The following is a 16069-nucleotide window of genomic DNA, read 5'->3' on the forward strand; positions in this document are numbered from 1 at the left end:
ATATCTTATATCCTTATGCGTATAAATCTTCTGCCAGAAGAGGTAAAGAGCCACATAGCCTCTGGAGAGGTTATAGAAAGTCCAGCGGAATGCGTCAAAGAGCTTATGGAGAACTCCCTTGATGCAGGTGCTACCTTTGTAGATGTGGAAGTAATAAAGGGTGGCAAAAGATACATAAGCGTGCGAGATAACGGTATAGGAATACCTTCAGAAGACATACACAAGGCTATTATGAGCGGTGCAACCAGCAAAATAAGAAACCTTGAAGACCTCCAAAGCCTTTCCACTTATGGCTTTAGGGGTGAAGCCCTTCACTCCATTAGCCTTGTAAGTAAGATGGTTCTTAGGTCAAGGTTTTTCCAAGAGGAGGTAGGTAAAGAGCTAAAAGTTGAAGGTGGAAGGGTGGTAAGCGAAAAACCTGTTGGTATGCCTGTGGGCACTCATGTAGAAGTTTATGACCTTTTCTATAACCTACCAGTAAGAAGGGTCTTTCTTCAAAGGGAAGATACGGAAAGGAGAAAGATATATAAAGTTTTTAAGGCTCTTGCCTTGGCAAACCCAAAAACTGCCTTTCGCTTACGGGCAGAGGGGAAAGATATATACCATCTTAAGCCTGCTATGGATATAAAGGAACGAGCGGAAGAACTTTTTCAGATAAAGTTGGAGCACGTAGTAAGAGAGGATGGTCCTTTTCGGGTTGACCTTTTAGTCTCGGTAAACAGGGAGGGAAAAGAGCTTTTCCTTTTTGTAAATGGCAGACCTGTGCAGAACAAGAGCCTTTCTGAGTATGTTAGAAAAGTGTGGGGCAAGACTGGTTTGGTGCTTTGTTATGTGCGAGTGCCTCCATACCTTTTGGATGTAAACGTCCATCCTAAGAAAACAGAGGTGAAAATCCTCAAAGAAGGTAGTCTAAAAAACCTCATAAAGTCTTCTCTGGAGGCAAGGCACAGGCATATACCCGTTATGCTGTTTCAAAAAAAGGCGGAATACAAAACAGAGCCAGAGCTTATTGGTATAATAGATAACACGCTAATAGTGGCTAAGGTGGGGGATTATCTATATTTCTTTGACCAGCACTTGCTTTCAGAAAGGTATAATTACGAGGTTCTTAAGATGCAAGAGGACAAAGCTTGTAGGTCTTCCATAAGGGCAGGAGACAAGATTGACCAAAAGAAGGCAAGAGAGCTCCTAAGGTGGTGGCTTTCCTTTGAGAATAAGGAAGCATGTCCTCATGGCAGACCCATATACTACCGCATATATCTTGGTGATATCTACAAAAAACTCCAAAGAGGCTAACATGCTTGCAAAGAGGATAATACCCTGTCTTGATGTTGACAAGGGAAGGGTAGTAAAGGGGGTGAGGTTTTTAAACCTTGTGGATGCGGGAGACCCAGTGGAGGTGGCAAAGGTTTACGAAGAGCAGGGAGCGGATGAGCTGGTTTTTCTTGATATAACTGCCTCTGCGGAGGACAGAAAGATAACCCTTGAGGTGGTAAAGAGGGTAGCGGAAGAGGTTTTCATGCCTTTTACCGTAGGTGGTGGTATCTCAAGCCTTGAGGATATGAGAAGACTCTTAGAGGCTGGTGCGGACAAGGTTTCAATAAACACTTCTGCTGTGAAAAACCCTCAGCTCATCTATGAGGGTGCAAAGAAATTTGGCTCTCAGTGTATTGTGGTTGCCATAGATGCAAAGAGAAAGGGAAACGGCTGGGAAGTCTACATACACGGTGGTAGAACTCCCACAGGTCTTGACGCTATTGAATGGGCAAAGAAAGCAGAAAGTCTTGGAGCGGGTGAGATACTGTTAACTTCCATGGATAGGGATGGAACGAAGTCTGGTTATGATATAGAGCTAACTAAGGCTGTTTCTAAAGCGGTAAATATACCTGTTATAGCCTCGGGTGGGGCTGGCTCAATGGAGCATTTTTATGAAGCTTTTGTTCTTGGTGGTGCGGACGCATGCCTTGCAGCATCTCTCTTTCACTTTAAAGAGATAAGCATACCAGAGCTTAAAGGCTACTTAGCCTCAAAGGGAGTGCCTGTAAGAAGTTAAAGGGGGAAGACCCCCCAAGGCTTTACACCGCTACCTTTTTGGGAGGAGGAGGAAGGAAAGGCTCAAGACCTTGCTCCTGTGCCCATCTTTGGGCAAGTTCATATGCAGCCTTTGCGGTGTTGAGGTTTTTCTCTATTAGCTCCAACTTTTTCTTGAACTTCCTCTCAAGTGCGGAGTCCAAAGAGGCGGTTCCACCAGAGGCTACAAACTTCTTGAGGAACCTTGACTTTATACCTTCCTCAATGGCTTCGATGCTAACCCTACCTATAGCACCAAAGAGAGCACCTATCATAGCCATATTGGTGGAAAGTTCTGTGCCTGCTATATCTATGGCAAACTTGGTGGCTGGAAAGTTAAAGACTTTTACTTCAAGCTCTTCAAGTCTTTCCTTGTCTTCGTCGGTAAGCAGGTCTTCCTCCGTATTTATGATGATAAGACCTTTTCTCTTTATGCCTGAGTAGAAGGGCATGGTATAGGACTTACCCATGGTGATAACTTGAGGGTGAAAGACCATGATAACATCTGGGTATACCACTTCACCTCTGTCGTATATGGGTTCTATTCCTATGCGTGCATAACTTTCTGCGGGTGCCATTCTCTTCTCTGCACCAAAGAAGGGGTTAGAGACTGCATAATAGCCTTCATAGTCCGCTGCTGTGGCTATTATGTGTGCAGCGGTAACTGCACCTTGACCTCCAAGGGCGGGCATACGAATGTTTACCCTTCTCCTTGTCATAACAAGCCCTCCTCTTTTTTGCGTTCAATTACTTCCTTTGCAGGCTCAGAAACATACTCAAAGAAGGCAAACCTTTCCTTGTCTCTTTGCCTCATCTCGTCAAGACCATCGTCGGAGTTGAGACCTATTTCAAGAATACAAGGAGTATAAAGATGCACATATGTGGGTCCTACTTCTCTTGCCACGTATATGGCTTTCTTTATGACCGTTTCTACCCTTTTGGGAGAGGACACGGTAAGCCTTGCCACATAGTGGCATCCAGAGTCTATGGCAAGTTGCCACATAGGAACCTTTTCCCATTGCTTACCCTTTGGTGCCATCTTAAAGACATGTCCCTTTACTGTTGTGCCACTTTCTTGCCCACCGGTATTGGCGTAGACTTCGTTGTCAAAGCATATAGTGGTTATCTTTTCCTGTCTGAAGAAGGACTGAAGGGTGCAATCAAGACCTATATCCACCGTTGCACCATCTCCTGCTATCACCACTACATCTTTGACCTTGTCGGGAAACCTCCACTCAAGCACCCGCTTTATGCCAGAAGCTACTGCGTTCTGGTTTCCAAAGAGAGAGTGGACAGTATGAAGGGCTATATGAGGAAAGACCAAAGAGGTGCATCCCGTAGAGTTAACTATTATGGTATCCTCTGGGTTTGGCAAGGAGGCAAGGATGTATCTTAGAGCCATGGACTCGGGACATCCCGCACACAGGGAGTGCTCCTCTATTAGCTCCTTTGAATAGGGAAGGTCCATAACACCCCTTTTGGGGTTGCCCCAGGTAGCCTTAAACTGAAGGTCTTTTATCTCCTGAGGCATCACATCCAAAAACTCTTCGTTTATTTCGTAGATCTTATATGACATGCTTTACCTCCTTTCCTGTAAGTTTAAGAACTTCTTTGACTATGACCTCCGCAGGCATGGTCATTCCACCTGCTACCCTTGGTGCGCCTATGATTTCCGCATCTGAATGACCGTATAGATATCTTCTTACCTCTCTTTCAAGCCATCCTACCACATTAAACTCGGGCACAAAGATGTATTTAGCACCCTTTACCGCCTGCCTTAGCTCCTCTATGGGGAAGGGTCTTATGGTTTTTAGCTTTACCACTCTTGCCTTTATGCCTTCTTCTTCCTCCAAGAGCCTGACCGCCTCCTTTGACTGAGCAGCCGCAGTGCCACAAGCCACAAAGACAAGCTCCGCAGAGGGGTCTCCAAACTCCTCTATAAGACCTCTAAGGTAGTGCTTAGCGAAGGGTCTTGACCTTTCAATGGCAGCTCTCACTTCCCACTGCCAGCTGGCATGGGTTGCATAGGAGATGTAGTTGGACTTCATCACAAATGGGTCTCTTAGAAACCTTCCTGGTGGCACTTCCGCGTCTATAACAGGCATTGGTGCTCTGTAAGGATTATAGGGTGGAAGGGCTATATCGTCTGGTGGGAGCATAACCGCTTCACGGGTGTGAGAAACGAAAAAGCCATCTACGACCGTTATGAGAGGAACATGCACAGAAGGCTGTTCCGCCACCACAAAACCAGCCAATATCATATCAAAAAGGTCCTGCGCATTCTCCGCATACCATATCATACAACCCGTATCAAGCAAAAAGCTCACTTCAAGGTTATCAGGCTGTATGGAAAGTGGTGCGTTTACACCCCTTGCCATCAAGACAAGTTGCACTGGTATCCTTGTCCCCGCCCACATGGGAAAGTTTTCAAAAGCCCTAAGAGTTCCAGGTCCAGAAGTGGTAGTTATACATCTTGCCCCAGCCAAAGCACAACCCGCTATTTCAGACATAACACCAAACTCGGACTCTCCTCTAAAGTATACGCCCACGTAGCCTTCAACCCAAAGTTCACCTATAAGATGTGCCGCCTCAGACTGAGGAGTTATAGGGTAAGAAACAGAGGCATCTACAGAAGCCCTTTTTACCGCCTCCTTTACCGCCTCTGAGCCTGTCATAAAGTGCTTTGTCCTTGGTGCTTCAAAAAGAAGGTAGTCGGGTGAGACTACCCTCTGTCCTGCCCTGTTGTATATAACTGTCTCGGTAGATGTTTGCATGACCTTACCTCCTGTAGAAGTTTGTTTTAAATTTATAAAAGGCTATAATAAGCAAGCTGATTTTTATCACCTAAAGACCTCCTCAAGGTCAACACACAAACCCTCAACCACCTTTGAACACACCTTGCCCCTTTCACAGGCAAAGGAGAAAGCCCTGTATTCGCCTTCTTGAAGGGTAAGCACTTCAATGAGCCTTAGCTCTGGAAGCACAAGCCAGTATTCCTTTACACCATAGCTTGCGTATAGTTTCTTTTTGTCCTCTGTGTCCCTTTTGTAAGAGCTGGCAGATACAATTTCCACCACAAGGTCTGGAGCACCAAAGATGCCTCTTTCTTGAACTATAGACAAGTTCTCCTTAAGCACCACCACAAGGTCTGGCTGGAGAAGGTCCTTCTCCGAAAGCACCACGTCTATAGGAGCGTAAAGGACTTTCCCGAGAGAGCTCTCCACTATATGGTTGAAAAGTTTCACATACAACCTACCAGATATCTCTTGATGTCTAACGCTGGGTGCTGGCATTTCAAATAGCTCCCCGTCAATTATCTCATACCTTTTCTCTTCCTCAAGGCTTAAATAATCTTCATAAGTCCAGACCTTCTCCACTATCATGGTAGCACTCCTTCCAACTCCACACACAAACCCTCAACCACCTTTGAACACACCTTGCCCCTTTCACAGGCAAAGGAGAAAGCCCTGTATTCGCCTTCTTGAAGGGTAAGCACTTCAATGAGCCTTAGCTCTGGAAGCACAAGCCAGTATTCCTTTACACCATAGCTTGCGTATAGTTTCTTTTTGTCCTCTGTGTCCCTTTTGTAAGAGCTGGCAGATACAATTTCCACCACAAGGTCTGGAGCACCAAAGATGCCTCTTTCTTGAACTATAGACAAGTTCTCCTTAAGCACCACCACAAGGTCTGGCTGGAGAAGGTCCTTCTCCGAAAGCACCACGTCTATAGGAGCGTAAAGGACTTTCCCGAGAGAGCTCTCCACTATATGGTTGAAAAGTTTCACATACAACCTACCAGATATCTCTTGATGTCTAACGCTGGGTGCTGGCATTTCAAATAGCTCCCCGTCAATTATCTCATACCTTTTCTCTTCCTCAAGGCTAAGGTAGTCTTCGTAGGTCCAGACCTTGTCTTGAGTTTTCATTTTCCAAGCTCCCTTTTTACCTCCTCTGCTATCCTTATGAACTTTTCCACCTCTTCCAAGTGTTGGTCTCTGAGGGTTATCATGGCATCTTCGTGTCCATCCATGCTACACATGGCTATGGTAAAGCAGTCTGTCTCCGCCCTTATTATCTTCAAGGCAACATTTGCATAGTGGCAATGCACGCCTATGAATATGCATGCCTTTATCTTGTTGTGCCATATGGTAAGGTTTGGATGGTTAGGGTTTATTTCCACCGCTGGGTTTATCTTAGGATATTTGGGTCTGTAGTCATACATGGGGATTATTTTTGCACCAAGAACCTGTGCCATCTTCTTCACTAACTTTGCCTTTTCCTTAGCCTCTTCGTTCCAAGCGTAAAGGACCTGAGGACCTGGGAATATGGTGGGGTTTGGTCTTGTAAGCATTGCCTTTGCAGCTTCTCTCATGGCAAGCTCTTCGTCCACTATCTCATTAAACATAAGAGCCTTGCCCGGTGGAGGATTTAAAACACCTTCATAAACCGCTACTGGATAAGGTGAAAAACCTGCTGGTCCAAGTGTTGCCATAGTTTACCTCCTTAAAAAATCTCTTCTAAATTTAGGCAAAAATCTTCAAGAAGCTTTGAACAAACCTTTCCGCTTTCAAAGGCGTGGGAGAAAACCTCATACTCATTTCCCTCCAAGGTGAGCACCTCCACCACCCTTTCCTCTGGAAACACAAGCCAATACTCCTTTACACCATACTTGGCATACAGCTTTCTCTTGTCCTCTGTGTCTCTTTTGAAGGTAGAAGGAGAGACCACTTCCACCACAAGGTCTGGAGAGCCATGTATAGAGTTCTCTTTAAGGGTGTGATAGTTTTCCTTTAAGACCAGCACTATATCTGGCTGGACCACATGGTAAGGAGACAAAACCACATCCACTGGAGAAATATAGACTTCTCCCAAGGCTTTTTCTTCTACATGCTGGGAAAGAAGTCTATAGAGCGTCCCTACTATTTTTTGATGCTTTAGACTTGGTGCTGGCATTTCAAGTAGCTCTCCGTCAATTATCTCATACCTTTTTTCTTCCTCAAGGCTGAGATAGTCCTCGTAAGTCCAAACTTTTTCCTTTACCGCCATAACTTACCTCTCTACAACTGCACCAAAGACACCTTCTAAATTTAGGCAAAAATCTTCAAGAAGCTTTGAACAAACCTTTCCGCTTTCAAAGGCGTGGGAGAAAACCTCATACTCATTTCCCTCCAAGGTGAGCACCTCCACCACCCTTTCCTCTGGAAACACAAGCCAATACTCCTTTACACCATACTTGGCATACAGCTTTCTCTTGTCCTCTGTGTCTCTTTTGAAGGTAGAAGGAGAGACCACTTCCACCACAAGGTCTGGAGAGCCATGTATAGAGTTCTCTTTAAGGGTGTGATAGTTTTCCTTTAAGACCAGCACTATATCTGGCTGGACCACATGGTAAGGAGACAAAACCACATCCACTGGAGAAATATAGACTTCTCCCAAGGCTTTTTCTTCTACATGCTGGGAAAGAAGTCTATAGAGCGTCCCTACTATTTTTTGATGCTTTAGACTTGGTGCTGGCATTTCAAGTAGCTCTCCGTCAATTATCTCATACCTTTTTTCTCCCTCAAGGCTGAGATAGTCCTCATATGTCCAAGCCTTTTCTCTTATAGTCATCTCTTACTTCTCCGCATGCACTGTAGGCATTACCATGTGTATGGCGTTTCTTTTTAGAAGGTTTGAACAAACATATACACATAAAGCACAGCCTTTACATCGTTCCTGCACTACAAAGGCATGATGCTCCTCATCACTGTACATAAGGGTATTTGGCTCAGGGCAGAAAAGGGTGCACTGCTTACAGTTATACTTACTGCACTCCTCGTTTATAACCTCTGCCACATAGTACATACCTTGCCTCCTTGGAAGTTAATGGTAGGTGTTTATAAGTTATAACCCTTGAAGTTTTTGTCAACAGAATTATATTTCTTTAACTAAACTTCCATGGGTGTGTCTTTCCTACTTGTGCTTTTGCTTCTACATTTATCCTTTGCAGGGGAAGACTGTCCGAGGGAGGAGCTATTAAAGAAGATTATCCCTCTTATGGAAAGACATTACCTTTGGTGGGATAAGATAAAGGATAGTCAGTGGAAAAGTGAGCAGGAGCTAATGGAACATCTAAGAAAGATAGGTGACCGTTGGACTTCTATAACAAGGCAGGAAGAAGACAGGCTTTGGTATTCAAGTTCAAAGATGGTGGGTCTTGGTGTGCGGTGGGACGACAGGGGGTATGTGATTAAGGTTTTTCCAAACTCTCCTGCACAGCGGTATGGTGTAAGGGAAGGCGATTTAATAGTATCCATAAATGGTATAAGCGATAAAAGCCAATGGAGAAGAGCTATAAGGGAGGTAAGAAAGGGAGAAGTTATAAACCTTGAGATAATAAGGGATGGATTGTTTATGGAGATAGGTGTGGTGAAGGGAGAGTTCCTTGTGCCTGTAATAGAAGAAGTGAGGCTAATAGAGTATGGTGATAAAAAGGTGGGATATATAAAGCTCGTAAACTTCACACAGCCTGCGGTAGAGCAGTTTAGGGAGGCTATGGAAAAATTCAACGCCAACAACATAGACGTCCTTATACTTGACCTAAGGGATAACGGTGGTGGGCTTATCTCTGTAGCCAAAAGTATTGTGGATATGCTAATAGGTGGTGAAGGTGTTATGTTTTACCTTGAGGGGCGAGGGAGAAACTTAGGAGTATATCAGTTTACAAACAGACAGGGCTTTAATAAACCAATTATTGTGCTTGTTAATAAACACACTGCCTCTGCATCGGAGCTGGTAGCCACTTTGCTTAGAAGGTATGCGGGTGCGGTTATAGTGGGGGAAAACACGGTAGGCAAGTATGTAGGGAGCAATATGTATGTGCTTGACGCTTGCGGTAATGTGTTAAGGCTTATAACCTTTGAGATGAAACTTCCAAGTGGTGAGCCTGTGGCTACAGATAAAGGCATAAACCCTGACTGTAGATTAGAAAATGGAGATCCTATAGAGCGTTCTCTTGAATGTCTTTCTTCTCATACCCTTGGAGTATCTCCTGCAGGACAGCCTTGAGCTCATTTCTGGTTTTGTTTGTATCTACGCGTATAGCATAAGGAGGAGGAACAAAGTTTTCTTTTTGCCTTAGATACACCTCAAGGTCCGCATCGGATATATCCCGCCTTTCCTTAAGCCTTTTTATTACTATTTGGTCTTCTGCGTAGGCAAGCAGAAATATAGCATTTGGAAAGTTTTTCCTTACCAGTTCTCTTTGCCAATCCTGAAGGAAAGTTGCATCAAGCACTACATTTTTACCACTACAGACCAATTCTTTAGCCCTTCTTATCATTTCCTCATAAACTCTTTTTGTCCATTCTTGTGAATATATACCTTCACCGTAGCCAGATTTAGCACTTTCATAGGGCTTTATACCAGCAAGCTCCTTTCTTATTAGGTCGCTCCTTAGCCATTCAAAGCCAAAGTCCTGATGGAGTATGCTTGCAAGGAAGGATTTGCCAGAGCCAGAAAGACCCATAACCACTACTATCATCTAATACCAAGATGTTCCAAGAGAGCTGGGCTATAGCCTTCTATAACCTTGTAGCTCCCAAGTATTATGTTGTATGGAGTTCCCCGCACATTTAACTTTTCCGCTATCTTTATGTGCTCATAAACAAGAGGACACTCCTTTACCTGTGGAGGTCTTCCGTCAAACTTTCCAGATAGGACTTCATCAAGTGCTTTTAGTTTATCCTTTGAGCAGGCTATGTAATAAGACTTGGCGTAGCTTTCTGGAAAGCTCCTAAAAGGTAAAAGAAAAACATAGACCTTTACCTTGTCTAAGTGAGGTCTTAGGGCTTGCCACTCTTTCCTGCAGTGTCCACAGTCAGGGTTTATAAAGGTTATAAGCTCCCTTTTTCCTTTACCTACCACGATAGCCTTGTTGAGGGGTATTTCTCTAACTTGAGACCTTATAAACTCTGTGTATAGGTCTTGGGCAAGGCTTAGCTTCAAAAGTAGCAAGAGAGTTAATAGAAGTCTCATGGTTTAAATTATAAGCTCTTTTATCCTGTCTACCACCGCTTGTATTATCCAGTCAGGGGTTGACGCACCTGCGGTAAGACCTATTTTTTGAGCTCCTTCAAACCATTCCCTTCTTAGCTCATCTGGTGTTTCTATGTGATAGCTGTTAGGGTTGAGAGATTTGGATATCTCATAAAGCCTTCTTGTGTTTCCACTGTTTTTCCCACCTACTATAACCATCACATCCACTTGTGGGGCAAGCTTGTATACATCCTCTTGACGCTCAGAGGTGGCGTTGCATATGGTGTTTATCACTTTTACTTCCCTTGCCCACAAGGCTATTTCACCTACCACCTCTTTGAAAAACTGTTCGTTTTGAGTAGTTTGTGCCACTATGCCAACCTTTTCCTTTCCAAGAACCGCCTTTAGGTCTTCTTTGCTTTCCACCACCACGCCTTTGCCACCACACTCTTGTAGGTATCCCAGAGTGCCTATCACTTCTGGATGGTTTTTCTCTCCCACAAGCACCACAAAGTATCCCTCTTTGCAGAGCTTTACTACCGCCTCATGAACCGCCTTTACAAAGGGGCATGTAGCGTCCACAAGCCTTACACCCTTTGAAAGGAGCTCCCTTTCCTTCTGTGGTGGTATGCCATGAGAACGCACTATCACTGTGCTGTTTTCATCCAGCATGCTTTCATCTTCTAAAAGCATAAGACCCTTGCCTTCAAGTCTTTTAACTTCCTGAGGGTTGTGTATGAGGGGACCCATGCTGAAGACTTTTCCGCCTAAATGTGTATCCTTTACCGCCTCTTCCGCAAGGTTTATAGCCCTTCTCACTCCAAAACAAAAACCCGCATGCTCCGCCACTATTATCTGTGCCATAGGTAGAATTATAAGCTCCTATGTTGTGCCTATCTGTGAGCTATCTCATGCAAAGCAGGTCTTCTTCTGAGAAAAAGCCTTCAAAAACCTTGCAGACCGCACCCTCAAGGAATACTTCCCTTAAGTCCTCGCTAAAGTCAATTCGGAGAATTTCACCACCCTTTGTATGCACTTCTACAGGCTTTTCCTTTACCAAACCCTTCATATAAGCCACTATGGCTGATGCGGTTGCTCCAGTTCCACAGGCAAGGGTCTCTCCTTCCACACCTCTTTCGTAAGTTCTTATCCTTATAGCCTTCTCTGAAAGCTTCTCTATAAAGTTCACATTCGTGCCCTTAGGCTCAAACTCTTTGTGAAACCTTATAGCCCTTCCCAGCTTTACCACATTTAGGTCTTGCAGGTTTTCCACCACTGCCACAAAATGAGGCACGCCTGTGTTTATAAAGCTACCTTCAATATGGAGACCATCTACTTGCAAAGATACCTCTCTGTAGTCCTTTGGGCTTGTAAGCTGGACCTTTACCCTTTTTCCACCCTCCTTGACCCACGCTTTTATCACACCCGCAAGGGTTTCAAAACGCACTTCTTCGCCTACTATACCCTTCTCATAGGCAAACCTTACCGCACAGCGAGAGCCGTTGCCACACATCTCCGCCACAGAGCCATCGGAGTTGAAAAACTGCCATTTGAAGTGGTTCTTTGGGTCTTGAGGGTCTTCTATAAGGATAAGCCCATCCGCACCTACGCCCGTGTGTTGCCTGCAGAGTGCTATTACAAAGTCTTTTATATCAAGCTCAAGCCTCTTTAAAAGCTCGTATACCTTTCCATCCCTGTTGTCTATGACTATAAAGTCGTTTCCAGACCCTTGCAATTTTGTAAAGTTCATGCTATATTATTATACCGCTCACTTCCCAGCAACCCCATGGCTCACCTCCTCCCTCGCCCCCTCCCCCGGGGGTGAAAAAATATGCTAAGATATTAAACCATGCTTCTTTTGAAAAGCCTTAAAGGAGAGAAAATTCCACGCTTTCCTGTTTGGCTTATGCGTCAAGCAGGTAGATATATGCCACAGTATAGAGAGCTAAGGGAAAAGGAGAAGGATTTTCTTAGCTTTTGCAAAAACGTAGACCTTGCAAGTAAGGTAAGCCTTTTGCCTGTGGAGCTTCTTCAAGTGGATGCGGTGATAATCTTTTCCGATATCCTTGTCCCCCTTGAGCCTATGGGCGTTAAGGTGGAGTTTCTTGAGGGTGAGGGTCCAAGGCTTGAATGGGATGGAAGTGTAGAGAGTTTAAAGAAAATATCCTTTTCTCAGGTGGAGTTTGTGGGAGAGGTCATAAGAAGGGTAAAGGCTCAGGTCAAAGATGTGCCGGTGATAGGCTTTAGTGGTGCTCCTTTTACTCTTATGTCTTATATGGTAGAGGGACGCTCAAGCAAGGACTTTAAGAAGACCAAGCTCTTTATGTGGACTTCAGAGCAATATGCGGACCTTATGAAACTGCTTTGTGAAAACTTGCTTGAATACCTTCTTGGTCAAATAAGGGCTGGTGCGGACCTTTTGCAGGTTTTTGATAGCTGGGCAATGCACCTCTCCTACGAAGACTTTGAGGAGTATGTCTACACTTATCTAAAACCCTTCTTTGAAGAGCTAAAAAAACATACAGACAAACCAGTTATATACTTTTTCAGAGGCTCTGGCTCTTTTTTAAGAGCCCTTGAAAACTTGCCAGTGGATGCTTTTTCTGTAGACTGGACGGTGGATATGGTCTCTGCCATGAAAGAAAGCTCAAAAGCCTTTCAGGGAAACCTTGACCCTACACTTCTTTACTGTGATGAGGAAAGCCTTCACAAAAAGACCCTTGAGTTTCTCAGGTGTATACCAAGAAAGACCAAGTATGTTTTTAACTTAGGACATGGTCTTATGCCAGATATGGAGCTAAGCAAAGTAAAACTTCTCGTAGATACGGTAAAGGGCTATCGCCTCTCATGATAAGAGAGGGAAAGGTCCTTTTGGATATTGAGCTTCCAGAGGTCGTCTCTTCAAAGATGCAGGTCTTTTATAACCCACACATGAGGGAAAACAGGGACATAAGCCTTCTTATGCTCTTGAACATGCCAAGCCAAGACCTTACAGTCTGCGACCCCATGGGTGCAAGCGGTATAAGGCTTATGAGGTTTTTGCTTGAGACCAACAAGGTTAAAAAAGCCATATACAATGACATAAGCCCTTCTGCGGTAGAGTTCTTCTTGAACCTTCTGAGGTCTCATAACATTCCAGAAGATAAAGTGGAAGTATACAAGGAAGATGCAAACCTTCTTCTTAGAAAACTCAGAAACTGCCACTATGTGGATATAGACCCCTTTGGCTCACCCGTGCCCTTCTTAGAAGGCGGTATACTGCCCTTGGCAAGGTATGGCTTGCTGGCTGTAAGTGCCACAGATACTTCTGTGCTTTCTGGCACATATCCAGAAACCTGTCAAAGAAGATATGGCTCAAAGCCCCTGCTTAGTGCGGAGTTTTACCACGAGGTAGGCTTACGCATCCTCATAAAAAAGGTAGTAGAAGAAGGTGCAAAGATGGACTACGCCCTAAAGCCAGTGTTTTCCTATTCCTACAGGCACTATATGAGAGCCTTCTTCATAAAGGACATAGGACCAAAAAGGACCAACGCTCTTATAAGACAAATAGGCTTTTTGCTCTACTGCGATAGGTGTCTATACAGAGAGGGTGTGCAGGTGGAAGACATAAGGCATGAGTGTCCTCACTGCAAGAATAGACTTTTGGTTGCAGGACCTCTTTGGCTTGGAAACCTTTGGGATGAGGAGCTTGTCCAAAGGTTATGGGAAACGAGAGGCATGGTAGAAATTTCAGAAAACACCAATAAGCTCTTAAAAAGAATAAAAGATGAGTCAAGAGCTCAAACCTTGGGCTTTTATACTATCTCTTCCATATGCAAAACCTTTCGCATAGGACAAGCACCCACTATAGAAAGGTTTTTAGAGGTCTTTGAAGGCACAAGAACACATTTTAGCCCCGAGGGTTTTAGAACATTACTTAGCCACGAAGAGGTGCTAAAAAGAGCCCATGAGCTATTACAGAGAACTTAAGGACTTTATACTGCAGATAAAGGGAGACTTTTTTCTTTCGCCAAGAGATAGGTGGTTTCTGAAGTTTCTTGAAGAGGAAGGCTACCCCCTTGAGGTAGTGAAAGAAGGTATAAAAAGGTTTTTTCTTTTCCATCCTCCAAATAGAGCCTCAAAGCTACCACTTTTTATGAGCTTTGAGCAGATACAAAAACTGAAAAGGTTCTATATCAAGAAAACTTCACAAGGTCTGGACTGGAAGGAAAGGTTTTTCAAAAAACTAAGGCTTGCGGAAGAGATTTTAGGAAGAAAGATACAAGTAAAAATGCCAGAGGATATGCAAAGTGCAGAGGAAATCCTACAAAGCCTTTCTTCTGAAATAGCCAAAAAGCTGTGGGATGAACTAAGCAGGGAGCAAAAAGCAAGCCTTATGAAGAAGTTTGCAAGTTTTAAGCAAGACCAAGAGCTTTTTAAGGCTATGATAAAAAGGGAACTCTTCAAGGAGAAGGGTATAAAGAGTTTATCTTTGTTCGTGGATTGACTCAGCCATAGCTACAGCCTTCATAAGAGCTTTTGCCTTATTTACAGTTTCTAACCACTCCTTTTCTGGGTCAGAGTCCGCCACTATGCCTGCACCCGCTTGAAGAAAAACCTGGTCTCTTAGTAGCACCGCAGTTCTTATGGCTATTGCCATATCCATATTTCCTTCAAAGGATATATAACCCACCGCCCCTGCGTATATGCTTCTTCTTTCCTTTTCAAGCTCCTCTATTATCTGCATGGCTCTAACCTTGGGTGCACCAGACACTGTCCCCGCAGGAAAGAGAGCCTTCAAAACGTCCACCGCAGAAAGACCCTCCCTTAGCTCACCTATTACATCGCTCACCATATGCATAACATGAGAATACCTTTCTACCCTCATAAAGCCCTCTACCCTTACGCTTCCTGGCTTGCTTACGCGTCCCACATCGTTTCTCGCCAGGTCTACAAGCATTAAGTGTTCTGCCCTTTCCTTCTCATCTTGCAGGAGCTCCCTCTCAAGAGCCAAGTCCTCCTCGGGAGTTTCTCCCCTCCTTCTTGTCCCCGCTATGGGTCTTGTTTCTATCCTGCTCCCCTCAAGCCTTACCAAGACCTCTGGAGAAGAGCCTATTACCTTTAGGTCTCCAAAGTCCATGTAATACATATAGGGTGATGGGTTTAGAAATCTCAAAGACCTGTATATGCCCTCTGGCTCTCCAGAAAAGACCTTACTAAACCTTTGAGACAAAACCACCTGCACTATATCTCCCTGCTCCACATACTCCTTTGCCCTTTTTACCAAACTCATAAACTCCTCTTTTGTGTAGTTTGAACGCCATTCTTTGAGGTCTATGGCTCTCTGAGGAAAGTGCATAGGATAGACGCAAGTAGTGAAAATCCTCTCTTTTATGTCTTCTATGAGCCCCCTTGCCCTTTCATATTCTCTTGATATGTCCCTATCTGCATACAAAGGCACTACAACCTTCAAACTACCGCTTAGATTGTCATGCACCACCACCACATCACTAAGGATAAAGAAAAGGTCAAAAACCTCAAGAGTGTCTGGCTTTTTATCCTCTATAGGCTCGTAGCACTTTATAATGTCGTAGCCCACATAACCTGCAAAGCCTCCCCAAAACCTTGGAAGAGATGGGTCATGATAGGCTTTAAAGTCTTCAAGTAAGAGCTTTATTGGTCTTAGTGGGTCTCTCTCTTCAAAGAGCTTAACCCTTCCCCCTTCGTATAGGTATGCTATTCCACTTTTCCAAGCGTAATGGAAGGTATTTGCAAGTATTACGAAAGAATACCTACCCCATTTAACTCCACCCTCCGCACTCTCTAAAAGCAAGCTATACTTCCAACCTTCTTTGAGCTTAAGATATACAGAAAGAGGCGTCTCTGTATCCGCCATAAACTCTGCGTATAGAGGTATTACCTTGTAGTCCCTTGATAGTCTATTTACCTCTTCTTGGCTTAGGTTCATCCTTCAGATAAGGGTCTATTATAACAGAAGGCAAGGT

At 44.2% G+C, this 16069-nt stretch carries 20 protein-coding genes; 6 read left to right on the forward strand and 14 right to left on the reverse strand.

All coding sequences use genetic code 11. From position 1 onward, the window contains the following. The coding region (mutL, locus tag WKI49_07050) for a DNA mismatch repair endonuclease MutL (GenBank protein ID MEJ7622243.1) at positions 1-1296 on the forward strand (1296 nt) is incomplete at its 5' end. A gap of 1 nt (position 1297) precedes the next feature. Next, the gene (hisF, locus tag WKI49_07055; protein ID MEJ7622244.1) at positions 1298-2053 is read left to right on the forward strand and encodes an imidazole glycerol phosphate synthase subunit HisF; all 756 of its coding nucleotides are present in this window, start codon (positions 1298-1300) and stop codon (positions 2051-2053) included. A 22-nt stretch (positions 2054-2075) separates the two neighbouring features. Here hisF and WKI49_07060 read toward each other — a convergent pair whose 3' ends face one another. The 9 genes from WKI49_07060 to WKI49_07100 all read right to left on the reverse strand — a co-directional run bounded on the left by WKI49_07060 (position 2076) and on the right by WKI49_07100 (position 7913). Continuing rightward, positions 2076-2789 carry a 2-oxoacid:acceptor oxidoreductase family protein gene (locus WKI49_07060; protein MEJ7622245.1) on the reverse strand — a complete coding sequence of 238 codons (714 nt, stop codon included), beginning with the start codon at positions 2787-2789 and terminating at the stop codon, positions 2076-2078. Then, entirely contained in the window at positions 2786-3646 is an 861-nt protein-coding gene (locus WKI49_07065; GenBank protein MEJ7622246.1) for a thiamine pyrophosphate-dependent enzyme, read from the reverse strand. The genes WKI49_07060 and WKI49_07065 overlap by 4 nt, the downstream gene beginning before the upstream one ends. Continuing rightward, positions 3636-4844: a transketolase C-terminal domain-containing protein gene (locus WKI49_07070; GenBank protein MEJ7622247.1), complete on the reverse strand. Its 1209-nt coding sequence runs from the start codon at positions 4842-4844 to the stop codon at positions 3636-3638. Before WKI49_07070 ends, WKI49_07065 begins: the two co-directional genes overlap by 11 nt. Positions 4845-4910: 66 nt before the next feature. Continuing rightward, entirely contained in the window at positions 4911-5453 is a 543-nt protein-coding gene (locus WKI49_07075) for a Uma2 family endonuclease (protein ID MEJ7622248.1), read from the reverse strand. After that, entirely contained in the window at positions 5450-5995 is a 546-nt protein-coding gene (locus WKI49_07080; GenBank protein MEJ7622249.1) for a Uma2 family endonuclease, read from the reverse strand. The genes WKI49_07075 and WKI49_07080 overlap by 4 nt, the downstream gene beginning before the upstream one ends. Then, positions 5992-6561: a carbon monoxide dehydrogenase beta subunit family protein gene (locus WKI49_07085; protein ID MEJ7622250.1), complete on the reverse strand. Its 570-nt coding sequence runs from the start codon at positions 6559-6561 to the stop codon at positions 5992-5994. Before WKI49_07085 ends, WKI49_07080 begins: the two co-directional genes overlap by 4 nt. An 11-nt stretch (positions 6562-6572) precedes the next feature. Then, positions 6573-7115, reverse strand: a complete 543-nt coding sequence (locus WKI49_07090) for a Uma2 family endonuclease (GenBank protein ID MEJ7622251.1) — start codon at positions 7113-7115, stop codon at positions 6573-6575. A 3-nt stretch (positions 7116-7118) separates the two neighbouring features. Beyond that, the gene (locus tag WKI49_07095; GenBank protein MEJ7622252.1) at positions 7119-7679 is read right to left on the reverse strand and encodes a Uma2 family endonuclease; all 561 of its coding nucleotides are present in this window, start codon (positions 7677-7679) and stop codon (positions 7119-7121) included. Positions 7680-7682: 3 nt separating this feature from the next. After that, positions 7683-7913 carry a ferredoxin oxidoreductase gene (locus tag WKI49_07100; GenBank protein MEJ7622253.1) on the reverse strand — a complete coding sequence of 77 codons (231 nt, stop codon included), beginning with the start codon at positions 7911-7913 and terminating at the stop codon, positions 7683-7685. A gap of 93 nt (positions 7914-8006) precedes the next feature. Between WKI49_07100 and WKI49_07105 the strand changes: the two genes are divergently transcribed. Further along, on the forward strand, positions 8007-9116 hold the full coding sequence (locus WKI49_07105) for a S41 family peptidase (protein ID MEJ7622254.1): 1110 nt from the start codon (positions 8007-8009) through the stop codon (positions 9114-9116). Here the strand turns inward: WKI49_07105 and WKI49_07110 are convergent. From WKI49_07110 to dapF, 4 genes are read right to left on the reverse strand one after another with little or no spacing between them, the layout of a single operon-like run. Continuing rightward, positions 9049-9591, reverse strand: a complete 543-nt coding sequence (locus WKI49_07110; GenBank protein MEJ7622255.1) for an AAA family ATPase — start codon at positions 9589-9591, stop codon at positions 9049-9051. The genes WKI49_07105 and WKI49_07110 overlap by 68 nt on opposite strands. After that, positions 9588-10085 (reverse strand): DsbC family protein, encoded by a 498-nt coding sequence (locus WKI49_07115; GenBank protein ID MEJ7622256.1) that lies wholly within the window; start codon positions 10083-10085, stop codon positions 9588-9590. The genes WKI49_07110 and WKI49_07115 overlap by 4 nt, the downstream gene beginning before the upstream one ends. 3 nt (positions 10086-10088) lie before the next feature. After that, complete coding sequence (gene ispH, locus WKI49_07120; protein ID MEJ7622257.1) at positions 10089-10949, reverse strand: 4-hydroxy-3-methylbut-2-enyl diphosphate reductase; 861 nt, start codon at positions 10947-10949, stop codon at positions 10089-10091. A 40-nt stretch (positions 10950-10989) separates the two neighbouring features. Continuing rightward, positions 10990-11835, reverse strand: coding sequence for a diaminopimelate epimerase (gene dapF / locus WKI49_07125; GenBank protein ID MEJ7622258.1), 846 nt, complete (start codon positions 11833-11835; stop codon positions 10990-10992). 99 nt (positions 11836-11934) lie between these two features. On the opposite strand from dapF, the gene hemE reads away from it, so the two are divergent. Genes hemE through WKI49_07140 form a run of 3 tightly spaced genes read left to right on the forward strand, consistent with a single transcriptional unit; the run spans position 11935 to position 14571 of the window. Then, on the forward strand, positions 11935-12936 hold the full coding sequence (gene hemE, locus WKI49_07130) for a uroporphyrinogen decarboxylase (GenBank protein ID MEJ7622259.1): 1002 nt from the start codon (positions 11935-11937) through the stop codon (positions 12934-12936). Continuing rightward, positions 12933-14054, forward strand: a complete 1122-nt coding sequence (locus WKI49_07135; GenBank protein ID MEJ7622260.1) for a tRNA (guanine(10)-N(2))-dimethyltransferase — start codon at positions 12933-12935, stop codon at positions 14052-14054. The genes hemE and WKI49_07135 overlap by 4 nt, the downstream gene beginning before the upstream one ends. Beyond that, entirely contained in the window at positions 14032-14571 is a 540-nt protein-coding gene (locus WKI49_07140) for a hypothetical protein (protein MEJ7622261.1), read from the forward strand. Before WKI49_07135 ends, WKI49_07140 begins: the two co-directional genes overlap by 23 nt. Here WKI49_07140 and trpE read toward each other — a convergent pair. Continuing rightward, on the reverse strand, positions 14551-16032 hold the full coding sequence (gene trpE / locus WKI49_07145) for an anthranilate synthase component I (GenBank protein ID MEJ7622262.1): 1482 nt from the start codon (positions 16030-16032) through the stop codon (positions 14551-14553). The genes WKI49_07140 and trpE overlap by 21 nt on opposite strands. Positions 16033-16069: the final 37 nt, after the last annotated feature.

This window comes from Aquificaceae bacterium (assembly GCA_037722135.1).
Lineage (GTDB): Bacteria > Aquificota > Aquificia > Aquificales > Aquificaceae > Pampinifervens > Pampinifervens sericum.

Excerpts from the sequence above, each read along its gene's own strand:
- hisF (MEJ7622244.1), top strand. The coding sequence starts at position 1,298 with ATGCTTGCAAAGAGGATAATACCCTGTCTTGATGTTGACAAGGGAAGG.
- WKI49_07060 (MEJ7622245.1), bottom strand. The coding sequence starts at position 2,789 with ATGACAAGGAGAAGGGTAAACATTCGTATGCCCGCCCTTGGAGGTCAA.
- WKI49_07065 (MEJ7622246.1), bottom strand. The coding sequence starts at position 3,646 with ATGTCATATAAGATCTACGAAATAAACGAAGAGTTTTTGGATGTGATG.
- WKI49_07070 (MEJ7622247.1), bottom strand. The coding sequence starts at position 4,844 with ATGCAAACATCTACCGAGACAGTTATATACAACAGGGCAGGACAGAGG.
- WKI49_07075 (MEJ7622248.1), bottom strand. The coding sequence starts at position 5,453 with ATGATAGTGGAGAAGGTCTGGACTTATGAAGATTATTTAAGCCTTGAG.
- WKI49_07080 (MEJ7622249.1), bottom strand. The coding sequence starts at position 5,995 with ATGAAAACTCAAGACAAGGTCTGGACCTACGAAGACTACCTTAGCCTT.
- WKI49_07085 (MEJ7622250.1), bottom strand. The coding sequence starts at position 6,561 with ATGGCAACACTTGGACCAGCAGGTTTTTCACCTTATCCAGTAGCGGTT.
- WKI49_07090 (MEJ7622251.1), bottom strand. The coding sequence starts at position 7,115 with ATGGCGGTAAAGGAAAAAGTTTGGACTTACGAGGACTATCTCAGCCTT.
- WKI49_07095 (MEJ7622252.1), bottom strand. The coding sequence starts at position 7,679 with ATGACTATAAGAGAAAAGGCTTGGACATATGAGGACTATCTCAGCCTT.
- WKI49_07100 (MEJ7622253.1), bottom strand. The coding sequence starts at position 7,913 with ATGTACTATGTGGCAGAGGTTATAAACGAGGAGTGCAGTAAGTATAAC.
- WKI49_07105 (MEJ7622254.1), top strand. The coding sequence starts at position 8,007 with ATGGGTGTGTCTTTCCTACTTGTGCTTTTGCTTCTACATTTATCCTTT.
- WKI49_07110 (MEJ7622255.1), bottom strand. The coding sequence starts at position 9,591 with ATGATAGTAGTGGTTATGGGTCTTTCTGGCTCTGGCAAATCCTTCCTT.
- WKI49_07115 (MEJ7622256.1), bottom strand. The coding sequence starts at position 10,085 with ATGAGACTTCTATTAACTCTCTTGCTACTTTTGAAGCTAAGCCTTGCC.
- ispH (MEJ7622257.1), bottom strand. The coding sequence starts at position 10,949 with ATGGCACAGATAATAGTGGCGGAGCATGCGGGTTTTTGTTTTGGAGTG.
- dapF (MEJ7622258.1), bottom strand. The coding sequence starts at position 11,835 with ATGAACTTTACAAAATTGCAAGGGTCTGGAAACGACTTTATAGTCATA.
- hemE (MEJ7622259.1), top strand. The coding sequence starts at position 11,935 with ATGCTTCTTTTGAAAAGCCTTAAAGGAGAGAAAATTCCACGCTTTCCT.
- WKI49_07135 (MEJ7622260.1), top strand. The coding sequence starts at position 12,933 with ATGATAAGAGAGGGAAAGGTCCTTTTGGATATTGAGCTTCCAGAGGTC.
- WKI49_07140 (MEJ7622261.1), top strand. The coding sequence starts at position 14,032 with ATGAGCTATTACAGAGAACTTAAGGACTTTATACTGCAGATAAAGGGA.
- trpE (MEJ7622262.1), bottom strand. The coding sequence starts at position 16,032 with ATGAACCTAAGCCAAGAAGAGGTAAATAGACTATCAAGGGACTACAAG.